Raw genomic sequence first — 20713 nt, 5'->3', positions numbered from 1 at the left:
AAGCGGCTGAGCAACCCGCGCGAAGCGGGCTCCGAAGACTGACCGGGTTCTGCGTTTTCCGAACTACCGGTATTGGCGGAGGTAACTCCGTCGGCGACCTGTCCCATTGTTCCTTTCCGAAAGATGACGCGGAATGCGCCTAGTCTTACACATATGGGTTACGAATTCCTACGCTTTCAAGAAGCCGGATTTCGATTTGTTCCATAACTTGCGCATCTTCGTCGCGAATATGGTCATAGCCCAACAGGTGCAGCACCGCATGGATGAGCAGATGCAGCGCGTGATCTTCGACGGATTTGCCTTGTTCTTCGGCCTCCCGGGCGCAGGTTTCATAGGCGATCGCGAGGTCGCCGAGCTCGATCTCACCGAAGACATCGGGCGCGGGCGGTTCGGGATGCGCGCCGGGCTCTTCCGCGCCGCGTTCTTCGGCGGGCCAGCTGAGCACATTGGTGGGCTTCGCCTTGTCGCGATATTCGCCGTTCAGCTCGGCGATGCGCGCATCGTCGCAGGCGAGCACCGAGAGGCGGCAGAGCTCCGTCTCGATTCCGCGATCCTCCAGCACCAGTGACGCGGCGCGGATCATCAGGTCTTCGAGCCCGACCGTCTCCCAGCGGGGGTCTTCGATCTCGAGGTCAATTTCCATCGGAATTCCCGCCCTCCGTGCCAAGCGTCAGATCGCCCACCTTCTGCCCGGCCTTGTCATAGACCAACACCTGCCCCCCATCGGTCACCACCACAGTATAGTTGCGCGCGAAGGTCACGGCCTCGGCCTGTGCGCCCTCGGGCAGCGTGATCGCGGCGGGCAGTTGCGGCAGCGGATTGGGTTGCTGCAAGCGGATGACAAGCAGCGCCACGATCGCTACAAGCCCGACGATCATCACCGCCGCAAGCGTGGTCACCAGTATCTTGAGAAAGCGAAGATCGGGTGGCAGCGTGGTGGCAGGCTCTTCGTCAGGCAGGTCGGACATGAATAAGGAAATCCTCAGCATCGAGATCGGACCCGGCATGGGTCCCCGCCTTGATAAGGCCTTGGCGGCGGCTGTGCCAGAGGAAGCGGCGCTCTCGCGCTCGCGCCTGGCGAAACTGATCGCGGAGGGCTCGGTCAGCCGCGAGGGCGTGGCCGTGACCGATCAGAAGACCAAGGTCGCCGAGGGCGAGGTCTATCAGATCGCGCTGGAGCCTCCGAAAGAGGTCGAGACCGTCGCGCAGGACATTCCGCTGGAAGTGCTGTGGGAAGATGACGACCTGATCGTCGTGAACAAGCCCGCGGGCATGGTCACCCACCCCGCGCCGGGCACGCCCGAAGGCACGCTGGTCAACGCGCTGCTGCACCATTTCGGCGGGAATCTCTCGGGGATCGGCGGCGAGGCGCGCCCCGGCATCGTCCACCGCATCGACAAGGACACGTCGGGGCTGCTCGTCGTCGCGAAATCGGACCGGGCGCATCACGGGCTCGCCGCGCAATTCGAGGCGCATACGGTTCATCGCCATTACCGCGCGCTTTGCCACGGCGTCCCGCAGGCTTCCGATCCGCGGCTGCGCGGACTGAACGGCGTCAGCTTCGAGCAAGGCGGCGTGCTGAAGATCGTCACGCAACTCGCCCGCCACAAGACCGACCGGCAGAAACAGGCGGTGGTGGCCCATGGCGGGCGGCATGCCGTCACCCGGGCCCGCACGATCGAGGATTTCAACGGAACGGCGGCGCTGATCGATTGCTGGCTCGAGACCGGGCGCACCCATCAGATCCGCGTCCATATGGCCTATGCGGGTCACGGGCTGATCGGCGATCAGACCTATGGCGGCAAGCGCAAGATCTCGGAAAAAGCGGTGGGCGCGGCTGCGGCAGAGGCCGTGCGCGCCTTCCCGCGGCAGGCGCTCCACGCGGCGACGCTTGGCTTCGTTCATCCCGTCACCGGAGAGGAACTGTCCTTCGAGGCGCCCCTGCCCGGTGACATGACCGACCTGATCGACGCGCTGCGCGCCGCCTCCATGCCCCCTGCAGGCGGCACCGCCCCGTGAACGTCTGGTGGGCGGAGCTTCTGACGCTGCTGTTTCACTTCGGCAGTCAGGCGCTCGCGCTGCTGCGCGTGTTCACCCGTCCCGACAAGCCGCCCGCGGTGCGCGCAAGCTGGACGGTGCTGATCCTGTCGGTGCCGTTCCTCGGCGTCATCCTCTATATCCTGATCGGGGAGACGCGGCTCAACCAGCGCGTCGCGCGCAAGCTGCAGGCGACGGTCGCCGCCCTGCCCGCCCCCGATCCGGTCGAGCCCGCAGACCTCGAAGCCATCTCCCCGGCCTATCGCGCAGCCTTCGCCCGGGCCGCCGCGATCAACGGCTACGCGCCGAGTAGCGGCGATGCCATCGCCTTCCTGCCCGACCCTGCCGATCAGCTCGAACCGCTGATCGCCGATATCGACGCCGCCACCCGAAGCGTGCACCTCATCACCTATATCTGGCTGACAGACCTGACCGGCATCGCGATGGCCGAGGCGCTGACCCGCGCGGCCGAACGCGGGGTGACCGTGCGCGTCCTCGTCGACGGGCTGGGCGCGCGCGGCTTCATCAAGTCGCGCCACTGGAAGGCGATGAAGAAGGCCGGAGTGAAGACCGCGATCGCCTTTTCCTTCCGCTGGCCGCTGTTCAAGCTCGCGACGATGCGGATCGACCTGCGCAACCACCGCAAGCTCGCCGTGATCGACGGGCATGTGGCCTATACCGGTTCGCGCAACATCGCCGACCCGGAGTTCCGCATCAAGGCGCGCTTCGCGCCGTGGAAGGATGTCATGCTGCGGATCGAGGGGCCGCTCGCCGCCCAGCACCAGCACATCTTCGCGACCGACTGGGTGACGCATAGCCGGGAGGAAATCTCGGACCTCGTGATCCCCACTCCCGCCGCGCCGACCGCGCGGCCCGGAACGGCGGTCGCCTTCGCCACGGGGCCGATGCTGGACACGCGCGGGGTGCCGGATGTGTTCCTTGCGGTGATCGGGGCCGCGCGCGAGACGCTGACCCTCTCCACCCCCTATTTCGTGCCGGGCGAGGAAATCGCCTCCGCCCTGCGCGCCGCCAAGCGCCGGGGGGTGCGGGTGCAGGTGATCGTGCCGAGGCGCAACGACTCGCGCTTCGTCGCCCATGCCGCGCGCAGCTTCTACCCGGTGCTGGCCGAGGCGGGCGTCGAGATCTGGGAGCACGGGCCGGGGCTGCTGCACGCCAAGACACTGCTGGCCGATGGCCGCGTCGCGATCCTCGGCTCGGCCAATCTCGACCGCCGCAGCTTCGAGCTGAATTACGAGAATTGCGTGCTGATCGAGGACCACGAACTCGGTCTCGAACTGGGCGAACGCCAGCGCCACTGGATCGCGCAGGCCCGCCGCGTCGGACCGGAGCGGATCGCGGAATGGCCCCTGCACTGGAAAATCATCAACAACCTGATGTCGGTGCTCGCGCCGATCTTGTGAAGCGTCAGATGTTTTTTTACACATCCGCGACGGAAATCCCGTTACGATACGTTGATCTTTCTATGCGACTGCGTCAGGGCGGCTTTCGGTGAACCAATCCGCACTGCCTTGCGTTTCTTGAAAGAACGGGGGGCGATCCCCATATTGAGCAGCCGCCAAAAGGGAGACATGGGAGACGATGACGAGCTACACGAACCTTCCGGCCCCGAGTCCTGAGCAGGGGCTGAACCGCTACCTTCAGGAGATCCGGAAGTTCCCGCTTCTGGAGCCGGAACAGGAATATATGCTGGCCAAGAGCTGGGCCGACCACCAGGACACCGATGCCGCGCACCAGTTGGTGACGTCGCACCTGCGTCTCGCCGCGAAGATCGCGATGGGCTATCGCGGTTACGGCTTGCCGCAGGCCGAGGTGATCTCGGAGGCGAATGTCGGTCTGATGCAGGCCGTGAAGCGCTTCGATCCCGAGAAGGGCTTCCGCCTCGCGACCTACGCTATGTGGTGGATCCGCGCCGCGATCCAGGAGTACATCCTGCGCTCGTGGAGCCTCGTGAAACTGGGCACCACCTCCGCGCAGAAGAAGCTGTTCTTCAACCTCCGCAAGGCGAAGTCCAAGATCGGCGCCTATGAAGACGGCGATATGCGTCCCGAGAACGTCAAACAGATCGCGTCCGATCTGAACGTGACCGAGGAAGAAGTGATCTCGATGAACCGGCGGATGTCGGGCTCGGACGCCTCGCTGAACGCACAGATCGGCGCGGGTGACGAAGGCGGGGCCGCGCAGTGGCAGGACTGGCTCGAAGACGAGGATGCCGATCAGGCCGAGGCCTATGCCGAGACCGAGGAGATGGAAGCCCGCCGCGAGATGCTGATGGACGCGATGGACGTTCTCAACGACCGCGAGAAGGACATCCTGATGCAGCGCCGCCTGCGCGACGATCCCGTCACGCTGGAGGAACTCTCGGGCGTCTATGACGTCTCGCGCGAGCGTATCCGCCAGATCGAGGTGCGCGCCTTCGAGAAGCTGCAGAAGCGCATGACCGAACTGGCACGGGAAAAAGGCATGAACGTGCCCGCGTAACCCGCGAACAGTAACGAGTGCGAAAGTATGTCGCCGCTCCCTTTCCGGGGGCGGCGATTTTCTTTGCGCCGCGCCGCATAAGCATTACCTTCGCCCCGGATACGAGCACGAAAAGAGGGAGAGAGACGATGCAGGTGTTGAACTGGGGAATCCTCGGCGCCGCGAAATTTGCGCGCGAGCATATGGGCCGGGCGATCCACGCGGCCGAGGGCGCGCGGCTGGCGGCGCTCGCGACGTCGAGCCCCGAAAAAGCCGATCCCTTCAAGGCCTTCGCGCCCGATCTTAAGGTCCATGACAGCTATGATGCGCTGCTCGCCGACCCCGGCATCGACGTAGTCTATATCCCGCTGCCCAACACGCTCCATGTCGAGTGGACGAAGAAGGCGCTGGCGGCAGGCAAGCATGTGCTGACGGAAAAGCCGATCGCGATGAAGGCCGAGGAGATCGACGGGCTGATCGAAGCGCGCGACGCCGCCGGCAAGTTCGCGACCGAGGCCTACATGATCGTGCATCACCCGCAATGGCGGCAGGTGCGCGACTGGCTCGATGCGGGTGCAATCGGAGAGCTGCGCCACGCCGATGTGGCCTTCACCTTCAACAACCCCGACCCCACCAATATCCGCAACAAGCCGGAGACGGGTGGCGGCTCGATCCCCGATATCGGCGTCTATGCCTATTCCTGCGTGCGCTTCGCAGCCCGGGCCGATCCGGGCGATCTGCGCGCCGTCATCCATCGCGAGAACGATGTCGACACGTTCACGCAGGTCACGGGCGAGATGGTCAGCGACAAGGGCCGCTTCACCTATGGCGCGCTGACCTCGACCCGGCTGCATCCGCGCCAGGAAGCGGTCTTCCAGGGCTCCGAAGGTTTGATCCGCCTCACCTGCCCGTTCAACGCGAATGTCTTCGATCAGGCGGAGGTCACGCTGATCCGCAAGGGCAAGCCGGACGAGGTGGTCCGCTACCCGGGCGTGAATCAATATGTGATCCAGGTGGAGGCCTTCGTGCGTCATGTCACCGAGGGCGCGCCCTATGCGTGGACACTTGAAGATGCGCGCGGCACACAGGCGATGATCGACAAGGTGTTCGCCAGCGAACAGGGATAGCGCAGGCTCGCACAGGGAACAAAGCACGCGTGACGGGGTTCAGCACGAATGAAATCAGACAGTTCCCAAAGTGACGCGCAGGGCGGGTCCGACAACGGCAGCGGAAAAGCCCAGAACAACGCCGTGCGCGAACGGCACGAGGAGCGCTCGGTGAAGCAAGCCTCGCGCCTCTCCGCGCGGTTGATCTACGCCGTGATCCGGCATGACGGCGACGAAGAGCTGAACCGCCCGCTCACCTCTCTCGTGTGGTCGGGGCTCGCGGCGGGCATCCTGATCAGCCTCTCGGTCATCGCGCAGGCGAGCCTGCATGCGCGTCTGCCCGACGAAAGCTGGCGGATACTGGTCGAGTCCCTCGGCTATTCGGCCGGGTTCATGGTGGTGATCTTCGGGCGGATGCAGCTGTTCACCGAGAACACGATCACCACCGTCCTGCCGGTGGTGGCCGAACGGTCGCTGACATGCCTGCTGAAAATGCTGCGGCTCTGGGCGATCGTGCTTGCGTCGAACATTCTTGGCTGCGCGATCGCCTCGGGGTTCCTGAGCATTCCCCATGTCATCCCCAACGAGATGACCGACAGCCTGCTGGCCGTGGCGCGCCACGCGACCGACGGCGACATGGGACAGAACTTCTACCGCGCGATGCCGGCGGGCATCATCATCGCCGCCGTGGTGTGGATCATGCCCGCGGCGCAGGGCAGTTCGTTCCTCGTGATCCTCGCGATGACATGGCTGCTCGCGGCCTCGGGCTCTGCGCACGTCGTCGCGGGCTCGGTCGAGGCGGGGCTGCTTGTCTGGAGCGGCCATATGAGCCTGACCGAGGCGATCAGCCGGTTTTTCTTCCCGGTTCTCGCAGGCAATGTCGCGGGCGGCACGGCGGTCTTCACGCTGCTGACATGGGGTCAGGTGAAGAACGAGGTGATCGGCGAGCACGACGAGGCAGACGACGAGTCCTGAGCCGCCCCGACCGAGTTTTTCAAACCATATGCGAAAACCGCCGGGCGCGCCTCAGCGCAGCTTCGGCGGCTTGCTCGGATCCATGCCGGGGGCGGAACCGGGGCGGAGTTCCTGCACCTCTTCCTCGACCGGCTCGGGGACATGCAGCACGAGCCCCTTGTCCAGCAGAAGCTGCGCGGCCTTGTCCTCGGGCTCGAGGAAGGTCACGTCCAACTCGCCCGCATCCAGCCCCGAGAAGGTCAGCGCCTCGCCCATTGCCTTGGCGATACCCGCGCGGAAATGCTCATGCGCGCCGATCACCGCGAGCACATGGCCCCGGTGGCCGTCCTCGTAGGTGACGCCGCCCAGCACGGCAGCCTGCGCGATCCCGGCAAGCTGGTCCAGCTTGGCCTCGAAGGCGGGCAACAGCAGCGCGATCACTGCGGGCGACAGGCCCGGAGCGGTGAATTCCACCGGACGGCCCTGCGCCTCCAACGGCGTATGCGCGAGCGTCTCGGTCAGCCAGTCCAGCGCCTCGGGCGGCAACAGCATCGCCGATTCCGCAACACCGAGATTGACGCCCAGCCCGATATTCTCGCCCACCAGATGCTGCGCGATCACCCGGCCCGGCAGCGCCGCGTAGGGCTGCGGCCCGTCCGCGAATTCGCCGAGACGGTCTTCGGTATCGAAGACGAGAACGAACTCGCCCTCTTCGGTGGAGAACACCTGCGGCTTGATGTTTTCGTCCTCGGGCTCTTCTTCGAGCAGCAGGAACAGCTCGGCATCGGCGAGACGGTCGAACACGGCAAGGCGCTTGGCCTCGTTCTCCGGCTCGGCTTCCATCGCGGCATGGGCGCGGTCATAGGGGGTCATGTCAGCTCCTTCACCCGGGTGCGCAGGACCGGCAGCAGGTCGGCCTCGAACCACGGGTTTTTCTTCAGCCATCCCGTATTGCGCCAAGACGGATGAGGCAAGGGGAAGAGGCGCGGCGCGTGGTCCCGCCAGCCCAGCACGGCCTGCGTCACGTTGCGTGTACCCAGATGCCAGCGCTGCGCGGCGCCGCCCACAAGAAGCGTCAGATCGACCGGGCCGATTTCCTCCATCACCCGGTCGCGCCACGTCTGGGCGCAGATTGCGGGCGGCGGCAGGTCGGACCCCTTCGCATCATAGCCCGGAAAGCAGAACGCCATCGGCGCGATCGCGATGCGCGAGACGTCGTAGAAGGTCTCGCGATCAACGCCCATCCAGTCGCGCAGCCGGTCGCCCGAGCGATCGTTGAACGGCACGCCGGTCTCGTGCACCCGGATTCCCGGCGCCTGCCCCACGATCAGCACGCGTGCGCCGGCGGCGAACCACGCGACGGGACGCGGCGAATGGCCGGTCGCGGTCGCGCGGAACCGCGCCGCGCAAAGGCGGCAGTCGCGGATCTCGTCTTGCACGGGGCGGGTCATCGTTTCTCCTCTAGTGTCAATGTGTTCGTCATTGCATAACCCTCCCACAACTGAACATAATGCTGCCCAAATCCAAGGTTAGGCGGGTTCTCACACTGCTGCCCCCGTGATTTAGTGGCGAGGCGCGCACAGATGGAGACCCGGGCCAAAAAGTAATGATCGTATTCGAGAACGTCTCCAAATCCTTCTGGACCGGCAAGCAGCGCAAGGTGATCCTCGAACGCGCCAGCTTCCGCGTGGAGCTGGGCCAGAGCCTCGGCATTCTCGCGCCCAACGGCACCGGCAAGACCACGATCATCAACATGATGGCAGGGCTCGAAAAGCCCGACGAGGGCGAGATTCGCCGCACCAGCCGGGTCTCGTTCCCGCTGGGCTTCATGGGCGGCGTCGTCTCGAAACATTCGGCGCGCGAAAACGCCCGCTTCATCGCGCGGCTCTACGGGCTCGATCCCGATTATGTCGAGGCCTTCTCGCGCTGGCTGACCGGGATCGCGGAATATTTCGACCAGCCCGTGGGCACCTACAGTTCGGGGATGCGCGCGCGGTTCACCTTTTCCCTGCTGCTCGCGCTGGAATTCGACATATACCTGATCGACGAGGGGATGCCCTCGACCACCGATGTGGAGTTCAACCGCAAGGCCGGCTCGATCCTGCGCGACCGGCTGCGCAATTCCACCGTGGTCGTGGTCTCGCACCAACCCTCCACGATCGAGAAATTCTGCAATCGTGCGGCGGTGCTGCGCGACGGGCAACTTTACCAGTTCGACACTCTTGAAGAAGCGAAGCGGTTGTATGACTACCAGTCCTAAGGCCCCGAAATTCCGTATCCGCCGCGATGGGCCGGTGATCACGGGGAGCGACGGCTCGCTGCAGCTGGGGGCGATGCCGCTGAAATCGGGCCCCGGGACGACGGGAGAGCCGACCACGCCGCGCGCCTCCAACGCCTCTGCGGCCTCCGCCGCGCAAGCCGCACCCTCTTCCGACGCGCCGGAACCGCAACGGCAACGTCAACGGCGGCACAGAGACAGCGATCCCTCCAGCATGTTCGAGCCGCAGGATGACGGGTTCGGCGATCAGAAATTCCCGACGGCGGAGCGCAACGGCGCCGAGGTGATCGATGCGGGCCAGCGCACCCCCGAGGAAGAAATCGACGCGATCCGCGCCGAGGGGCTGACCGGCCGCCAGTTGCGCCTCGCCCGCCGGATGGCGCAGAAACACGGCGTGCAGGCCAGTTCCGATTTCGAGGCCGTGCTGCTCCTGCGCCGCCGCGGGATCGACCCGTTCGACCGCTCGAATATCGTGGCGATGGTGAAACCCGGCGAGGCGGAAGCGACTTCGCGGGCGCTGGCGCGGACCGACGGGCCGGGCGCGGATACCCGCGTGAACCTGCCGCAGACGATCAAGAAAGGTCAGCTCCCCTCGACCGAGGTGATGACCGAGGATCGTCGCGCCGTCGAGATCCTGCGCATCCAGCGCGACATCGCCAAACGTCGCCGCCGCAAGCTGATGCTGCTGGGCGCGCGGCTGGGCTTCTTCGTCGTGCTGCCGACGCTGATGGCCGCCTATTACTATTTCGCGATGGCCACGCCGATGTATGCGACGAAATCGGCCTTCGTGATCCAGAAGGCCGAAGGGCTGGGCAATTCCGGGCTGGGGTCGCTCTTCTCGGGCACGCAGCTCGCCACCAATCAGGACTCGGTGACAGTGCAATCCTATCTGCAGTCGCGCGATGCCATGAAACGGCTCGACCGCGATCAGGGTTTCAAGAAAATCTTCGAGGATCCGAGCATCGACCCGCTTCAGCGCCTGCCGAAGGATGCCACCGACGAGCAGGCCTACCGGCTCTACTCGAAAATGGTCGAGATCGGCTACGACCCTTCCGAGGGCATCGTGAAGATGGAGGTCATCGCCCCCGATCCGCAGAAATCGCAGCAATTCTCCGAGTCACTGATCTCCTATGCCGAACAGCAGGTGGACCAGCTGACTTCACGGCTGCGCGACGACCAGATGAAGGGCGCGCGCGAAAGCTATCAGGATGCCGAGGCGAAGGTGTTCGCTGCGCAATCCAAGGTGCAGCAGCTACAGGAGAAGGTCGGCGTCCTCGATCCCGTCAGCGAGAACTCGGTGGTGATGGGCCAGGTCGCCAATCTGGAAAACCAGTTGCAGCAGAAACGGCTCGAGCTGGGCCAACTGCTCGACAATGCGCGTCCCAACCAGGCGCGGGTTTCGGGTGTGCAGGGCGACATCAGGCGCATCCAGGCGCTTCTCGAAAAGACGCGTGGCCAACTCACGGCGGGGCGCCAGGCCACCGGGGGCGAGTCGCTCGCCGCCGTCACCGGCCAGTTGCAGATCGCCCAAGGCGAATTGCAGACCCGCCAGATGCTGCTCTCTGCCGCCGCGCAACAGATGGAAACCGCCCGGATCGAGGCCAACAAGCAGGTGCGCTATCTGGAGATGGGCGTACGCCCCGTCGCCCCGGACGAGCCCACCTATCCGCGCGCTTTCGAGAACACGCTGTTGGCTTTCCTGATCTTCTCGGGCATCTATCTGATGCTGTCGCTCACAGCGTCGGTCCTGCGCGAGCAGGTCTCGAGCTGAGCTAGAGCGGCCCGTCACAGGCTGCGGAGAGAGAAATGAAAGACGTGAAAATCGGCGGGCTGACCGTCTCGAACGACCGCCCGCTGACGGTGATCGCGGGTCCGTGCCAGCTCGAAAGCCGCGACCATGCGATGATGATCGCGAAGGAAATGGCCCGCGCCTGCGACCAGGCGGGCGCGCAGTTCATCTTCAAGGCGAGCTACGACAAGGCCAACCGCACCAGTCTCAAAGGCAAGCGCGGCCTCGGCATCGACGCGGGACTGAAGATCCTCGAAGAGGTGCGCGCAGAGATCGGCTGCCCGGTGCTGACCGACATCCACGACGCGGAACAGGCCCGGATTGCAGGCGCCGTCGTCGACGTGATCCAGATCCCGGCCTTCCTGTGCCGCCAGACCGATCTGTTGCTGGCCGCGGGCGAGACCGGCTGCGTCGTGAACATCAAGAAGGGCCAGTTCCTCGCGCCGTGGGACATGCCCAACGTGGCCGAGAAGGTCGCCTCCACCGGCAACGAGAAGATCCTGCTGACAGAGCGCGGCACCTCCTTCGGCTACAACACGCTGGTCGCCGATATGCGCGGCCTGCCCGAGATGGCGAAGACCGGCTACCCGGTGATCATGGACGCGACCCATTCGGTGCAGCAGCCCGGCGGTCAGGGCGGCTCCTCTGGCGGTCAGCGCGAATTCGCGCCGGTGATGGCGCGTGCGGCGGTGTCGCTGGGCATTGCGGGGGTGTTCATCGAAACCCATGAGGCGCCCGATAGCGCGCCCTCGGACGGGCCGAACATGATTCCGCTCAACCAGATGCCGAAGCTGGTGCAGACTCTGATGGAGTTCGACCGGATCGCCAAGGACGACCCAATCCGGCTGTAATCGCGTATGAGAAAGGGCGCGCGAGTGTCCCGCGCGCCCTGCCCTGTTCGCAAAGACCTGCCTCAGGCGTCGGCCACGACCTCGGCGCGCTGCTGGCCCAGCCCTTCGATCTCCAGCTCCACCACATCGCCCGGCCGCAGGAAGCGCGGGGTCTCCATCCCCATCGCGACGCCCGGAGGGGTCCCGGTCGAGATCACGTCGCCCGGATGCAGCGTCATGAATTGCGAGAGGTAGCTGACCAGCTTCTTCACGCCGAAGACCATCGTCTCGGTCGAGCCGTTCTGCATCACTTCGCCGTTCACGCTCAGCTTCATCGCCAGCTTCTGCGGATCGGCCACCGCGTCGCGCGTCACCAGATACGGTCCGAGCGGGCCAAAGCTGTCGCAGCTCTTGCCCTTGGTCCACTGGCCCGAGCGGTCCTTCTGGTAGCTGCGCTCGGACACGTCGTTGGCGAGCACGTAGCCCGCGACATAATCCATCGCATCCTCTTCCGAGACGTATTTCGCAGGTTTGCCGATGACGATGCCCAGCTCGACTTCCCAGTCGGTCTGCTCGGCGCCGCGCGGAATCACGATCGGATCGTTCGGGCCCTGGATCGCGGAAGTGGCCTTCATGAAGATCAGCGGCTCCGGCGGCACCGTCGCGCCCGATTCCGCAGCGTGGTCGGCATAGTTCAGCCCGATGCAGATCATCTTCCCGATGCCCGCAATCGGCGCGCCCAGACGCGTGCCTTCGGGCACGGCGGGCAGCTCGGACACGTCCAGCGAGCCGATCGCCGCCAACCCGTCATCCGAGAGCACCGCACCCCCGATATCGGCGACCTGGCCCGACAGGTCGCGGATCACACCCTGACCGTCCATCAGCCCCGGTTTTTCGGCTCCGATAAGCCCGTGACGCAGAAGTTTCATGTAATGTCCTCCATAATTTGGCGGCATCAAGCCTGTGCGGCGACGAAGATGCAAGAGTGTCAGGTGACATGCAGGATGAAAATCCCGAGCAGAACCAGAAGCGCGATCACCAGCGCAAACAGCACCAGCTCGGGCCAGTTGGTTCCTTGGCTGTCCGGGGCCTTGCCGCTTTCGATCGCGGCGCGCAGCATCCGCATGCGCACGAAGGCGAGGATCACCACGACCCCGCCGCTCAGCACCATCGCCAGATCGGACCATTGCGGAAGATCCGTCCGGGTCAACTTCGCCGCGGTGAGCCCGACCCCGACGATCGCGACGGCCGTGCGGAGCCACGCGAGGAAGGTCCGCTCGTTGGCGGCGTGATCCTTGAAGTTCTCGTTCACGGCCACTCTCGAGCCTGCCTTTCCATCGCATCTCGCGCGATCCGCTGCGACACGCCACGCAAGGCGGCGCGCACCGCGCGCTCCTGTATCGGAATCGCATCTGCGGCCCGATCGGTTCCCCTATCCCTGGAAGCGGTCTGCCGCCCTGCCCCTTGGGGAGCCCCGCCCCGCTTTCAACTCATCTCACGGCAATCGTGAGCCGCGGATCACGAGATCGTTGCCCCGATCAGCGCTGCGGGAGCGCCTCGCGAGCGTCCCGCCAGCGGATTTCCGCCCGAAAAACAAGGCCCGGCTGGCGCGTGCGCTTTCCGCAGAGGAAGGCTCTCCAAGCGGCTCGTTCAACCAAGATCATCATCGCGTGAGGTGAGGTGGTCGCGCCCCCGTGACTGCATCATTCTGGGCGCTCGCGAACATCCGGCGCCCGCGCCACATGGTCGTGATCGTCCCTCGGCGGGCGTCGGTGCGCCCGACATCTGCATACATCTGAATGTTTGGAACAGATCACTCCGCCATGCATTGTTCGTGAAAACGACGTGAACAAGAACCGACCGACCGGGCTAAAGGGAGAATGGAACAGTGACGAGCATCCACGCGTCGCACCGGCTCGGCCCGGGTCAAACCTGACACCGGAGCCAGCCAATGCAAATCACCGAAACGCTCGGCCTGCTGCTCGCCCTAAGCTTCGTCATCTCGCTACTGGCGTTGACGATCCTGATCTGGGCGATCGCGAACAAGCAGGTCCACACGCCAGACGCCGACGATGCCCGGACCATCTTCGAGCCCGGCGAGGGCGCGGATACCGACGCGCCGAACGACCCTCACCACTTCAACGCGGCGCGCGCCGGTATCGACGCGAGTTCCTCCAGCGTCGTGATGTGGCTCATCGCGGCGGCGGTGTTCTGGCTGATCTACGGCTCGCTGCACGGGCTGGCCGCCTCGCTGGAACTGCACCTGCCCGATCTGATGTCGGGAACTGCGCAAATGACCTTCGGGCGGATGCGCACGGTGCACCTGAACTCGGTCGCCTATGGCTGGGCGAGCCAGGGCGGCCTCGCCGCCGTCTGCTGGATCCTCCCGCGTATCTTCCGCACCGAACTGCGCATGACGGGCCTTCTGAAGACCGGGATCGTGCTTTGGAATATCGGCCTCGCCGCAGGCGTGTTCGCCATCGCGAACGGCTGGACCGACGGGCTCGAATGGCTCGAGATCCCGTGGCAGATCGACATCGTCCTCGCAGCCGGCGCAGCCTGTTTCGTGGCCCCTCTGATCGCGACCGCGAAGCACCGCAACGTCCATCACATCTACGTCTCCGGCTGGTATTTCCTCGCCGCGGTGCTCTGGTTCCCGGTGCTGTTCGTCATCGCCAACATTCCCGGCGTCCATCACGGGGTCGAGCAGGCCACGATGAACTGGTGGTACGCCCATAACGTGCTGGGCCTCTGGTTGACGCCGCTGGGCGTGGGCGCGGCCTATTACTTCATCCCGAAGATCATCGGCAAACCGGTCTATTCCTACGCGCTCTCGCTGGTTGGCTTCTGGGCGCTGGCGCTGTTCTACAGCCAGGTCGGCATCCACCACCTGATCGGCGGCCCGGTCCCGACCTGGCTGGTGACGCTCTCGGTCGTCCATTCGGTGATGATGTTCGTTCCCGTGATCGCGGTGGCGATCAACCAGCACGTCACGGTGGCGGCCAATCTCTGGGCGCTCAAGGAGTCGATCCCGCTACGCTTCATCTCCTTCGGGGCGGTGATGTACACGCTGGCCTCGTTCCAGGGCTCGATCGAGGCGCTGCGCTCGGTCAACACGATCACCCACTTCACCCATTACACGGTGGCGCACGCGCATCTGGGCGCCTATGCCTTCGTGTCGCTGGTGCTGATGGGCGTGATCTATCAGGTCGTGCCGCGCGCGACCGGGAAATACTGGCCCTTCCCGCGGATGATCGCATGGCATTTCTGGCTGAACGTGATCGGCTTCGCGATCTACTTCTTCTCGCTGACCATCGGCGGCGTGCTGCAGGGCCTTGCCCAGCTCGATGCGACGAAGCCCTTCGCCGACAGCGTGACCCTGCTCAAGCCCTATCTCGAAGGCCGTTCGCTCGGCGGCGGGCTGATGACGCTGGGCCATGTGCTGCTGGCGATCAACCTCATTGCGCTCGGCTTTTCCAAGAAGACCCGTGAGACCGAAACCGACAACATGGTGGCTGCAGAATGAACCGCTATCTTCCTCTCGCAATCACGGCGCTGGCGATCCTCGCGCTCGCGACCCTGTTCCTGGTGATCGCGCCGGGCATGCAGATCAGCGCACAGGGACCGACGACGGGGCTCAAGCCTTACACCGAGGCCGAGGCGCGCGGCCGTGAGGTCTATGTCTCACTGGGCTGCCTCTACTGCCACTCGCAGCAGCCGCGTTCGCTGGCACAGGCCCCCGATGCCGAACGCGGCTGGGGCCGGGCCTCGGTCGCGGGCGACTACGCCTATGACGCCCCTCACCAGCTGGGCACGATGCGCACCGGGCCGGACCTGATGGATATCGGCGACCGCATGCCCTCTCAGGCATGGCAGCTGACCCATCTCTATCAGCCCCGCGCGATCTCCAGCTGGTCGATCATGCCCGCCTATCCCTACCTCTTCACGCATAAGGACAAAGCCGGGCCTGACGATGTGGTGGTCAAGCTGCCCGCGAAATACGCGCCAAAATCCGGTGTGATCGTGGCCAAGCAGGATGCGCTCGACCTCGTGACGTATCTGCAAGGCATGACACGCCAATACGCTCCGCCGAAGGACGGTCTGCGCGACAACGGCTACGCGCTGATCGCCGAGAAGCAACGCGAAGCGACCGATGCCACCAAGGCCTCGAACTGAGACGACGGAGACAAGAATGACCGACAAGAAACCCGATCCCCGGCGTCCCGACGAGACTTTCGAGCCGTTCGAGGCAACCCGCCGCATCCCGTGGCCCGTCTATTCGATCGCGATCGCGCTCGCGATCTGGGGGGTGATCATGCTGGTCCAGACCAGCACCGCCGTTCAGGTCGCGGACAAGGCGCAAACCGAAGCGGCCAAGCAGGAGCCCACGAAACTCGCGCAGGCCGCCGCGCCCGATCTCGACGCGGGCAAGACGCTGTTCGCGGACAATTGCGCGACCTGCCATGGCGATGCCGGTGAAGGCGTCACCGGCGCCTTCCCTCCGCTGCACGGCTCTGACATCGTGAAGCTGGGCGGCGCCAAGGCGGTGACCCAGATCGTGATGCGCGGCATCGGTGGCAAACTCAACGTCAATGGCGAGAGCTACGAGGGCGAGATGCCCGCCTTCGGCTCTGTTCTCAGCGACACCGAAATCTCCGAAGTCGCATCCTATGTGGCCACCGGGCTCAATGACGACGCCAAGACCATCAGCGCCCCGGAGGTCGCCGATATCCGCAAGGTGGCGGGCGACATGGACCCGCTCGATGGCGGCGCCGGCCTCGCAGGGCTGATCAACAACCTGCCCGCGCAGCCGGAATCCGCAGCTGCCGAGAAAGGCCCCGGGTCCGAGCGCGTCGCGCAGCTCGTCAGTCAGGGCTCGGACACGGTCTGGGCCTGCGCAAGCTGTCACGGCGACAAGGGCGAAGGCACCGAGACCGTGCCGCGGCTGGCGGGCCTCCCGGCGCCCTATCTGGCCAAGCAGTTGCACGACTTCCAGAAAGGCACCCGGCCCAACGACTCGATGGCCTATGTGGCCAAGGGGCTGAGCGATCAGGAAATCGTCGAACTGGCGAACTACTACGCCACGATGACCAGCCCCTCGGGCGCGAAGCCTTCTCTGGAAGGCGATCTCAAGCGCGGCGCGCAGCTTGCCAAGGAAGGCGACTGGTCGATCGGCGTTCCGGCTTGCTTCACCTGTCACGGGCCCTCGGGCGTCGGCGTCGCGCCGAATTTTCCCGGGATCGCCGCGCAGCAGCCGGCCTATGTCGCGCATCAACTCGCGATGTGGGCAGGCGGCGCGCGCCATAACTCGCCGCTCGGCCTGATGGCGGGGATCGGCAAGGCGCTGAACGATGCGGATCGGCGCGCGGTGGCCGATTACCTCGCCTCGCTCGCCCCGATGCCGGCGATGGACAAAACCGAACTGGCCGCGATGGAAAGCAACATCCCGGTGCGTGAAGGAGTGGATCAATGAGTAACAAGCACCCGTCCGACATCCCTCCGCGGGGAGAGACCGACCCCTCCCGCGGCAAGACGGCCCTGCGCGCGATCCTCGCGGTAGGCGGTGGCCTCGCACTGGTCGTGCTGGGCTCGCTGCTGGTAAATTTCGGCCTCGCACCCAGCTGGTTGACCGGCGCCACGCGTGACCAGAGCGAAGCCGAGGCCGCCGCGCAGCAAAGCGGCGGCGACACGCAGCAGGCGAAGCTTTTCACCCCGCCTGCGGAGAGCACCATTCCCGACGACGATTTCGGCAAGTCGGTCCGCCGAGGCATGGCGATTTTCAACGATACCGGCACCAACGCGCATGACTTCGTCGGAAACGACCTGTCCTGCTCGAACTGCCACCTCGACGCGGGCCGCCAGGCCTTCTCCGCGCCGATGTGGGCCGCCTACCCGGTCTATCCGAAATATCGCGGCAAGAACAAAATGGTGAATACCATGGAGGACCGCATCAGGGGCTGCTTCACCTATTCGATGAACGCGCAAGGTTCGCCCTCGGGGGGACCGCCGCCCTATGGCTCGGATGTCTATCGCGATCTGCAGGCCTATTTCTTCTGGATGTCCAAGGGTCTGCCCACGGGCGAGAAACCGGAAGGCGCAGGCTTCGGCAAGATCGACAAGCCCGCGAAAGAGCCCTCGCGCCAGCGCGGCGAAGCGGTCTTCGCCCAGAACTGCGCGGTTTGCCACGGCGCCGACGGTCAGGGTCAGAAGGACATCAACGGCAAGGTCGTCTTCCCGCCGCTCTGGGGGCCGAACAGCTTCAACTGGGGCGCGGGCATGCACAAAGTCAACGCCGCCGCCGCCTTCATCAAGCATAACATGCCGCTTTCGGAGCCGAACAAACTGACCGTGCAGGAAGCCTGGGACGTGGCCGCCTTCGTCGACAGCCATCCGCGCCCGAACGACCCGCGGCAGATCGGCGACGTGACGGTGAAGGACGCCGTCGACAAATGGCACCACAACCATCAGGGCTTCTACGGCAAAGAGGTCGACGGGAAGCTGATGGGTCCGGGATATCCCTCCAGCGATCAGGCCTCGGCGCCTGCGCAAAACGAAAGTTCGGGAGGCTAAGCCTTTCCATTAGACCTCCTAGAACGGGCCGGCGCAGCAATGCGCCGGTCTTTTCCTTTTGAGCCCTTCCCGCGGCGGCCCGCGCTTGCCTTTGGCGATCTGCGCTGCAATATGTCTGATGAAACATATCGAAGGAGGCCCCATGTCCCTGCCCCGCATCCTCGCCCTTGCGCTTACGACGGCGAGCCTCGCGCTACCCGCCCGCGCAGAGGAGGTCACGATCTTCGCCGCTGCGTCGATGAAGACCGCGCTCGATCAGGTAGCGAAGCTCTGGGAGACGAAGACCGGCGACGTGGCGCATATTTCCTTCGCCGGGTCCGGTGCGCTGGCCCGCCAGATCGCCGCCGGAGCACCGGCCGATATCTACATCTCCGCAAATCCGGGCTGGATGGAGACGGTCGCGAAGACGGGCCGCATCAAGGTGCAGGAGGATCTGCTGGCCAACCACCTTGTGCTGATCGCCCATGATCCAAAAGCGAAACCGGTGACGATTTCTCGCGATCTCGATTTCGACGCGCTTCTGAATGGCGGCAAGCTGGCCATGTCGCTGGTGAACGCGGTGCCCGCAGGCCAATACGGCAAGGCGGCGCTGGAGCATTACGGGCTCTGGTCCAAGGTCGAGCCCGAAGTCGCGCAGGCCGATAACGTGCGCGCGACACTTGCGATGGTGGCACTTGGCGCGGCACCCTACGGGATCACCTATGCGACCGACGCCGTGGCCGAGCCGCGCGTGCATGTCGTGGCGACCTTCCCCGAAGACAGCCACCCACCGATCCGCTACCCCGCCGCCCGCCTCACCGATAGCGACGCGGCGAAAAGCTTCTATGCCGAGCTGAAATCCGACGCCGCCGCGAAGATCTTCCACGAGCAAGGCTTCGAGACACTGAAATGAGCTGGCTGTCGTCCTCCGACTGGCAAGCAGTCTTTCTCTCGCTGAAAGTGGCAGGCTGGGCGACGCTGCTGTCATTGCCGCCCGGGCTGTTCGTCGCCTATGCGCTGGCCCGCTGGCGCTTTCCGGGGCGCAGCCTCGTCAACGGGCTGGTGCATCTGCCGCTGATCCTGCCGCCGGTCGTCACTGGCTACCTGCTGCTGATAGGCTTCGCGCCGAACGGGGTGATCGGGGCGGCGCTGGCGCGGGTCGGGATCACGGTGGCTTTCTCATGGCGCGGGGCAGCGCTGGCCGCCGGGATCATGGCCTTTCCGCTGATGGTGCGCGCGATCCGGCTCGCGATCGAGGCGGTGGACCCGAAGCTGGAACAGGCGGCATCGACTCTCGGGGCGTCGAAGTTTTCCTGCTTCGCCACGATCACCCTGCCCCTGATCCTGCCAGGCATCCTTGCGGGCGCGATCACCGCCTTCGCCAAGGCGATGGGCGAATTCGGCGCGACGATTACCTTCGTCTCGAACATCCCCGGCCAGACCCAGACCCTGCCGCTCGCGATCTATTCGCAATTGCAGGTGCCGGGCGGCGAGGTCGAGGCCGCGCGGCTGGTGGTGATCTCGGTCACGCTGGCGCTTGGCGCGCTGTTGGTCTCGGAGTGGCTGGCGCGACGGATCGCGGCGCGGATCGCGGGACAGAACTGATGCTGGAAATCTCGCTCAGCCATCGCCTGCCGGCGCTCGATCTCGACGTAGATTTCACCGCGCCCGAAGGCGTGACCGCGCTGTTCGGCCCGTCCGGCGCGGGCAAGACGACCGTGGTGAACGCGGTCGCGGGGCTGCTGCGGCCCGACCGGGGGCGGATCGTCGTCAATGGAGAGGTGCTGCTCGAGACCGAGGCCGGAATCTGCCTGCCGTCCCACAAGCGCCGCATCGGCTATGTCTTCCAGGACGCCCGGTTGTTCCCGCATCTGAGCGTCAGATCAAACCTACTCTACGGGCAGCGTTTCAACAAAACCAAGACCGCGCCGGAGTTCGACCACATCATCGATATGCTCGGCCTCGGCGCGCTGCTGGAGCGCCGTCCCGCCGCGCTCTCGGGCGGTGAGAAAAGCCGCGTCGCGCTTGGTCGCGCGATCCTGTCGAACCCGCGGATGCTGCTGATGGACGAGCCACTCGCCGCGCTGGACGCTGCGCGAAAATCGGAAATCCTTCCCTATATCGAGCGGTTACGGGACGAAGTTAAACTTCCCATCCTCTATGTCAGCCACGCACCGGCCGAGGTCGCGCGCCTCGCCACCTCCATCGCGCTGATCGAGGCCGGCCGGCTGCGCGGCTTCGGCCCCGCGCGCGAGATTCTGTCCGATCCGACACTCGCCCCCGCGCTCGGGCAGCGCGAAGCGGGGGCGGTGATTTCGGGACGTGTCATGGCGCAGGAAGCCGACGGCCTGACCCGGATCGAAACCGCAGGCGGGCCGGTGCTGCTGCCATATCGGGAAGGTCAGCCCGGCCAATCGCTGCGGCTGCGCATCCATGCGGGGGACGTGACTCTTGCGGTTGCGCGGCCCGAAGGCCTCTCTGCGCTCAACATCCTGCCGGTGACGGTCACGGAGCTGCGTCCTGCGGCTCCTCCCAGCGTCTATGCCCGCCTGAAGATGGGCGACGAGCATCTGCTGGCCCGGCTCACCACCCGCTCGGTCGCGGCGCTTGGCCTGACCGAGGGGAAGAGGTGCCACGCGATCATCAAGGCGATGTCGGTGGCCTCCGAGGATGTGGGCTAGCAGGCTAGCGG

At 65.3% G+C, this 20713-nt stretch carries 21 protein-coding genes; 15 read left to right on the top strand and 6 right to left on the bottom strand.

All coding sequences use genetic code 11. From position 1 onward, the window contains the following. Positions 1-145 precede the first annotated feature (145 nt). Complete coding sequence (gene ybeY, locus B6V72_RS01160) at positions 146-643, bottom strand: rRNA maturation RNase YbeY (RefSeq protein WP_088734271.1); 498 nt, start codon at positions 641-643, stop codon at positions 146-148. Beyond that, positions 633-968, bottom strand: a complete 336-nt coding sequence (locus B6V72_RS01155) for a DUF6476 family protein (protein ID WP_075774964.1) — start codon at positions 966-968, stop codon at positions 633-635. Before B6V72_RS01155 ends, ybeY begins: the two co-directional genes overlap by 11 nt. Here B6V72_RS01155 and B6V72_RS01150 point away from each other — a divergent pair. From B6V72_RS01150 to B6V72_RS01130, 5 genes are all read left to right on the top strand, one after another. After that, entirely contained in the window at positions 967-2019 is a 1053-nt protein-coding gene (locus B6V72_RS01150; protein ID WP_088723383.1) for an RluA family pseudouridine synthase, read from the top strand. The two genes, B6V72_RS01155 and B6V72_RS01150, sit on opposite strands and share 2 nt — an antisense overlap. Further along, entirely contained in the window at positions 2016-3458 is a 1443-nt protein-coding gene (gene cls, locus B6V72_RS01145; protein WP_088718513.1) for a cardiolipin synthase, read from the top strand. Before B6V72_RS01150 ends, cls begins: the two co-directional genes overlap by 4 nt. A gap of 178 nt (positions 3459-3636) precedes the next feature. Then, positions 3637-4536, top strand: a complete 900-nt coding sequence (rpoH, locus tag B6V72_RS01140) for an RNA polymerase sigma factor RpoH (RefSeq protein ID WP_075774967.1) — start codon at positions 3637-3639, stop codon at positions 4534-4536. A 128-nt stretch (positions 4537-4664) separates the two neighbouring features. Continuing rightward, a complete protein-coding gene (locus B6V72_RS01135) occupies positions 4665-5642 on the top strand; it encodes a Gfo/Idh/MocA family oxidoreductase (RefSeq protein WP_088734269.1) in 978 nt (325 codons plus the stop codon). A 48-nt stretch (positions 5643-5690) separates the two neighbouring features. Further along, positions 5691-6596, top strand: a complete 906-nt coding sequence (locus tag B6V72_RS01130; protein WP_143597854.1) for a formate/nitrite transporter family protein — start codon at positions 5691-5693, stop codon at positions 6594-6596. A gap of 51 nt (positions 6597-6647) precedes the next feature. Here the strand turns inward: B6V72_RS01130 and B6V72_RS01125 are convergent, their stop codons facing one another. Both B6V72_RS01125 and B6V72_RS01120 read right to left on the bottom strand, forming a co-directional pair. Then, complete coding sequence (locus B6V72_RS01125) at positions 6648-7448, bottom strand: SseB family protein (RefSeq protein WP_088734267.1); 801 nt, start codon at positions 7446-7448, stop codon at positions 6648-6650. Further along, positions 7445-8026 (bottom strand): uracil-DNA glycosylase family protein, encoded by a 582-nt coding sequence (locus B6V72_RS01120; RefSeq protein WP_088734265.1) that lies wholly within the window; start codon positions 8024-8026, stop codon positions 7445-7447. The genes B6V72_RS01125 and B6V72_RS01120 overlap by 4 nt, the downstream gene beginning before the upstream one ends. Before the next feature lie 155 nt (positions 8027-8181). On the opposite strand from B6V72_RS01120, the gene B6V72_RS01115 reads away from it, so the two are divergent. The 3 genes from B6V72_RS01115 to kdsA are packed head-to-tail and all read left to right on the top strand — an operon-like array spanning position 8182 to position 11493. After that, complete coding sequence (locus tag B6V72_RS01115) at positions 8182-8835, top strand: ATP-binding cassette domain-containing protein (RefSeq protein ID WP_075774971.1); 654 nt, start codon at positions 8182-8184, stop codon at positions 8833-8835. Next, positions 8819-10624, top strand: a complete 1806-nt coding sequence (locus B6V72_RS01110) for a capsule biosynthesis protein (RefSeq protein ID WP_088734263.1) — start codon at positions 8819-8821, stop codon at positions 10622-10624. The genes B6V72_RS01115 and B6V72_RS01110 overlap by 17 nt, the downstream gene beginning before the upstream one ends. Positions 10625-10659: 35 nt before the next feature. Next, on the top strand, positions 10660-11493 hold the full coding sequence (gene kdsA / locus B6V72_RS01105) for a 3-deoxy-8-phosphooctulonate synthase (protein WP_088718509.1): 834 nt from the start codon (positions 10660-10662) through the stop codon (positions 11491-11493). Between the two features lie 62 nt (positions 11494-11555). Here the strand turns inward: kdsA and B6V72_RS01100 are convergent, their stop codons facing one another. Next, positions 11556-12401: a fumarylacetoacetate hydrolase family protein gene (locus B6V72_RS01100; protein ID WP_075774974.1), complete on the bottom strand. Its 846-nt coding sequence runs from the start codon at positions 12399-12401 to the stop codon at positions 11556-11558. 59 nt (positions 12402-12460) lie between these two features. Continuing rightward, complete coding sequence (locus B6V72_RS01095; protein WP_240496886.1) at positions 12461-12790, bottom strand: DUF202 domain-containing protein; 330 nt, start codon at positions 12788-12790, stop codon at positions 12461-12463. Positions 12791-13423: 633 nt separating this feature from the next. Between B6V72_RS01095 and B6V72_RS01090 the strand changes: the two genes are divergently transcribed. From B6V72_RS01090 to modC, 7 genes are all read left to right on the top strand, one after another. Then, positions 13424-14998, top strand: a complete 1575-nt coding sequence (locus B6V72_RS01090; protein WP_240497667.1) for a cbb3-type cytochrome c oxidase subunit I — start codon at positions 13424-13426, stop codon at positions 14996-14998. Further along, entirely contained in the window at positions 14995-15648 is a 654-nt protein-coding gene (locus B6V72_RS01085) for a cbb3-type cytochrome c oxidase subunit II (protein WP_088723379.1), read from the top strand. Before B6V72_RS01090 ends, B6V72_RS01085 begins: the two co-directional genes overlap by 4 nt. A 16-nt stretch (positions 15649-15664) precedes the next feature. After that, positions 15665-16945: a c-type cytochrome gene (locus B6V72_RS01080; RefSeq protein ID WP_168172988.1), complete on the top strand. Its 1281-nt coding sequence runs from the start codon at positions 15665-15667 to the stop codon at positions 16943-16945. Further along, positions 16942-18042 (top strand): c-type cytochrome, encoded by a 1101-nt coding sequence (locus B6V72_RS01075; RefSeq protein WP_088734259.1) that lies wholly within the window; start codon positions 16942-16944, stop codon positions 18040-18042. The genes B6V72_RS01080 and B6V72_RS01075 overlap by 4 nt, the downstream gene beginning before the upstream one ends. Positions 18043-18184: 142 nt before the next feature. Beyond that, complete coding sequence (gene modA / locus B6V72_RS01070; protein WP_088723377.1) at positions 18185-18934, top strand: molybdate ABC transporter substrate-binding protein; 750 nt, start codon at positions 18185-18187, stop codon at positions 18932-18934. Further along, entirely contained in the window at positions 18931-19626 is a 696-nt protein-coding gene (modB, locus tag B6V72_RS01065) for a molybdate ABC transporter permease subunit (RefSeq protein ID WP_088723376.1), read from the top strand. The genes modA and modB overlap by 4 nt, the downstream gene beginning before the upstream one ends. Next, positions 19626-20702: a molybdenum ABC transporter ATP-binding protein gene (modC, locus tag B6V72_RS01060; RefSeq protein WP_088734257.1), complete on the top strand. Its 1077-nt coding sequence runs from the start codon at positions 19626-19628 to the stop codon at positions 20700-20702. Before modB ends, modC begins: the two co-directional genes overlap by 1 nt. Positions 20703-20713 lie beyond the last annotated feature (11 nt).

It is taken from the genome of Thioclava sp. F34-6 (assembly GCF_002213235.1).
GTDB lineage: Bacteria > Pseudomonadota > Alphaproteobacteria > Rhodobacterales > Rhodobacteraceae > Thioclava > Thioclava nitratireducens.
Note: the sequence above shows the minus strand (reverse complement) of the source record. Positions and strands in the feature narration are given on the sequence as shown.

Bases quoted from the DNA above. Each gene is read 5' to 3' on its own strand.
- ybeY (WP_088734271.1), bottom strand. From the start codon at position 643: ATGGAAATTGACCTCGAGATCGAAGACCCCCGCTGGGAGACGGTCGGG.
- B6V72_RS01150 (WP_088723383.1), top strand. From the start codon at position 967: ATGAATAAGGAAATCCTCAGCATCGAGATCGGACCCGGCATGGGTCCC.
- B6V72_RS01155 (WP_075774964.1), bottom strand. From the start codon at position 968: ATGTCCGACCTGCCTGACGAAGAGCCTGCCACCACGCTGCCACCCGAT.
- rpoH (WP_075774967.1), top strand. From the start codon at position 3,637: ATGACGAGCTACACGAACCTTCCGGCCCCGAGTCCTGAGCAGGGGCTG.
- B6V72_RS01135 (WP_088734269.1), top strand. From the start codon at position 4,665: ATGCAGGTGTTGAACTGGGGAATCCTCGGCGCCGCGAAATTTGCGCGC.
- B6V72_RS01130 (WP_143597854.1), top strand. From the start codon at position 5,691: ATGAAATCAGACAGTTCCCAAAGTGACGCGCAGGGCGGGTCCGACAAC.
- B6V72_RS01125 (WP_088734267.1), bottom strand. From the start codon at position 7,448: ATGACCCCCTATGACCGCGCCCATGCCGCGATGGAAGCCGAGCCGGAG.
- B6V72_RS01120 (WP_088734265.1), bottom strand. From the start codon at position 8,026: ATGACCCGCCCCGTGCAAGACGAGATCCGCGACTGCCGCCTTTGCGCG.
- B6V72_RS01115 (WP_075774971.1), top strand. From the start codon at position 8,182: ATGATCGTATTCGAGAACGTCTCCAAATCCTTCTGGACCGGCAAGCAG.
- B6V72_RS01110 (WP_088734263.1), top strand. From the start codon at position 8,819: ATGACTACCAGTCCTAAGGCCCCGAAATTCCGTATCCGCCGCGATGGG.
- kdsA (WP_088718509.1), top strand. From the start codon at position 10,660: ATGAAAGACGTGAAAATCGGCGGGCTGACCGTCTCGAACGACCGCCCG.
- B6V72_RS01100 (WP_075774974.1), bottom strand. From the start codon at position 12,401: ATGAAACTTCTGCGTCACGGGCTTATCGGAGCCGAAAAACCGGGGCTG.
- B6V72_RS01090 (WP_240497667.1), top strand. From the start codon at position 13,424: ATGCAAATCACCGAAACGCTCGGCCTGCTGCTCGCCCTAAGCTTCGTC.
- B6V72_RS01085 (WP_088723379.1), top strand. From the start codon at position 14,995: ATGAACCGCTATCTTCCTCTCGCAATCACGGCGCTGGCGATCCTCGCG.
- B6V72_RS01080 (WP_168172988.1), top strand. From the start codon at position 15,665: ATGACCGACAAGAAACCCGATCCCCGGCGTCCCGACGAGACTTTCGAG.
- B6V72_RS01075 (WP_088734259.1), top strand. From the start codon at position 16,942: ATGAGTAACAAGCACCCGTCCGACATCCCTCCGCGGGGAGAGACCGAC.
- modA (WP_088723377.1), top strand. From the start codon at position 18,185: ATGTCCCTGCCCCGCATCCTCGCCCTTGCGCTTACGACGGCGAGCCTC.
- modB (WP_088723376.1), top strand. From the start codon at position 18,931: ATGAGCTGGCTGTCGTCCTCCGACTGGCAAGCAGTCTTTCTCTCGCTG.
- modC (WP_088734257.1), top strand. From the start codon at position 19,626: ATGCTGGAAATCTCGCTCAGCCATCGCCTGCCGGCGCTCGATCTCGAC.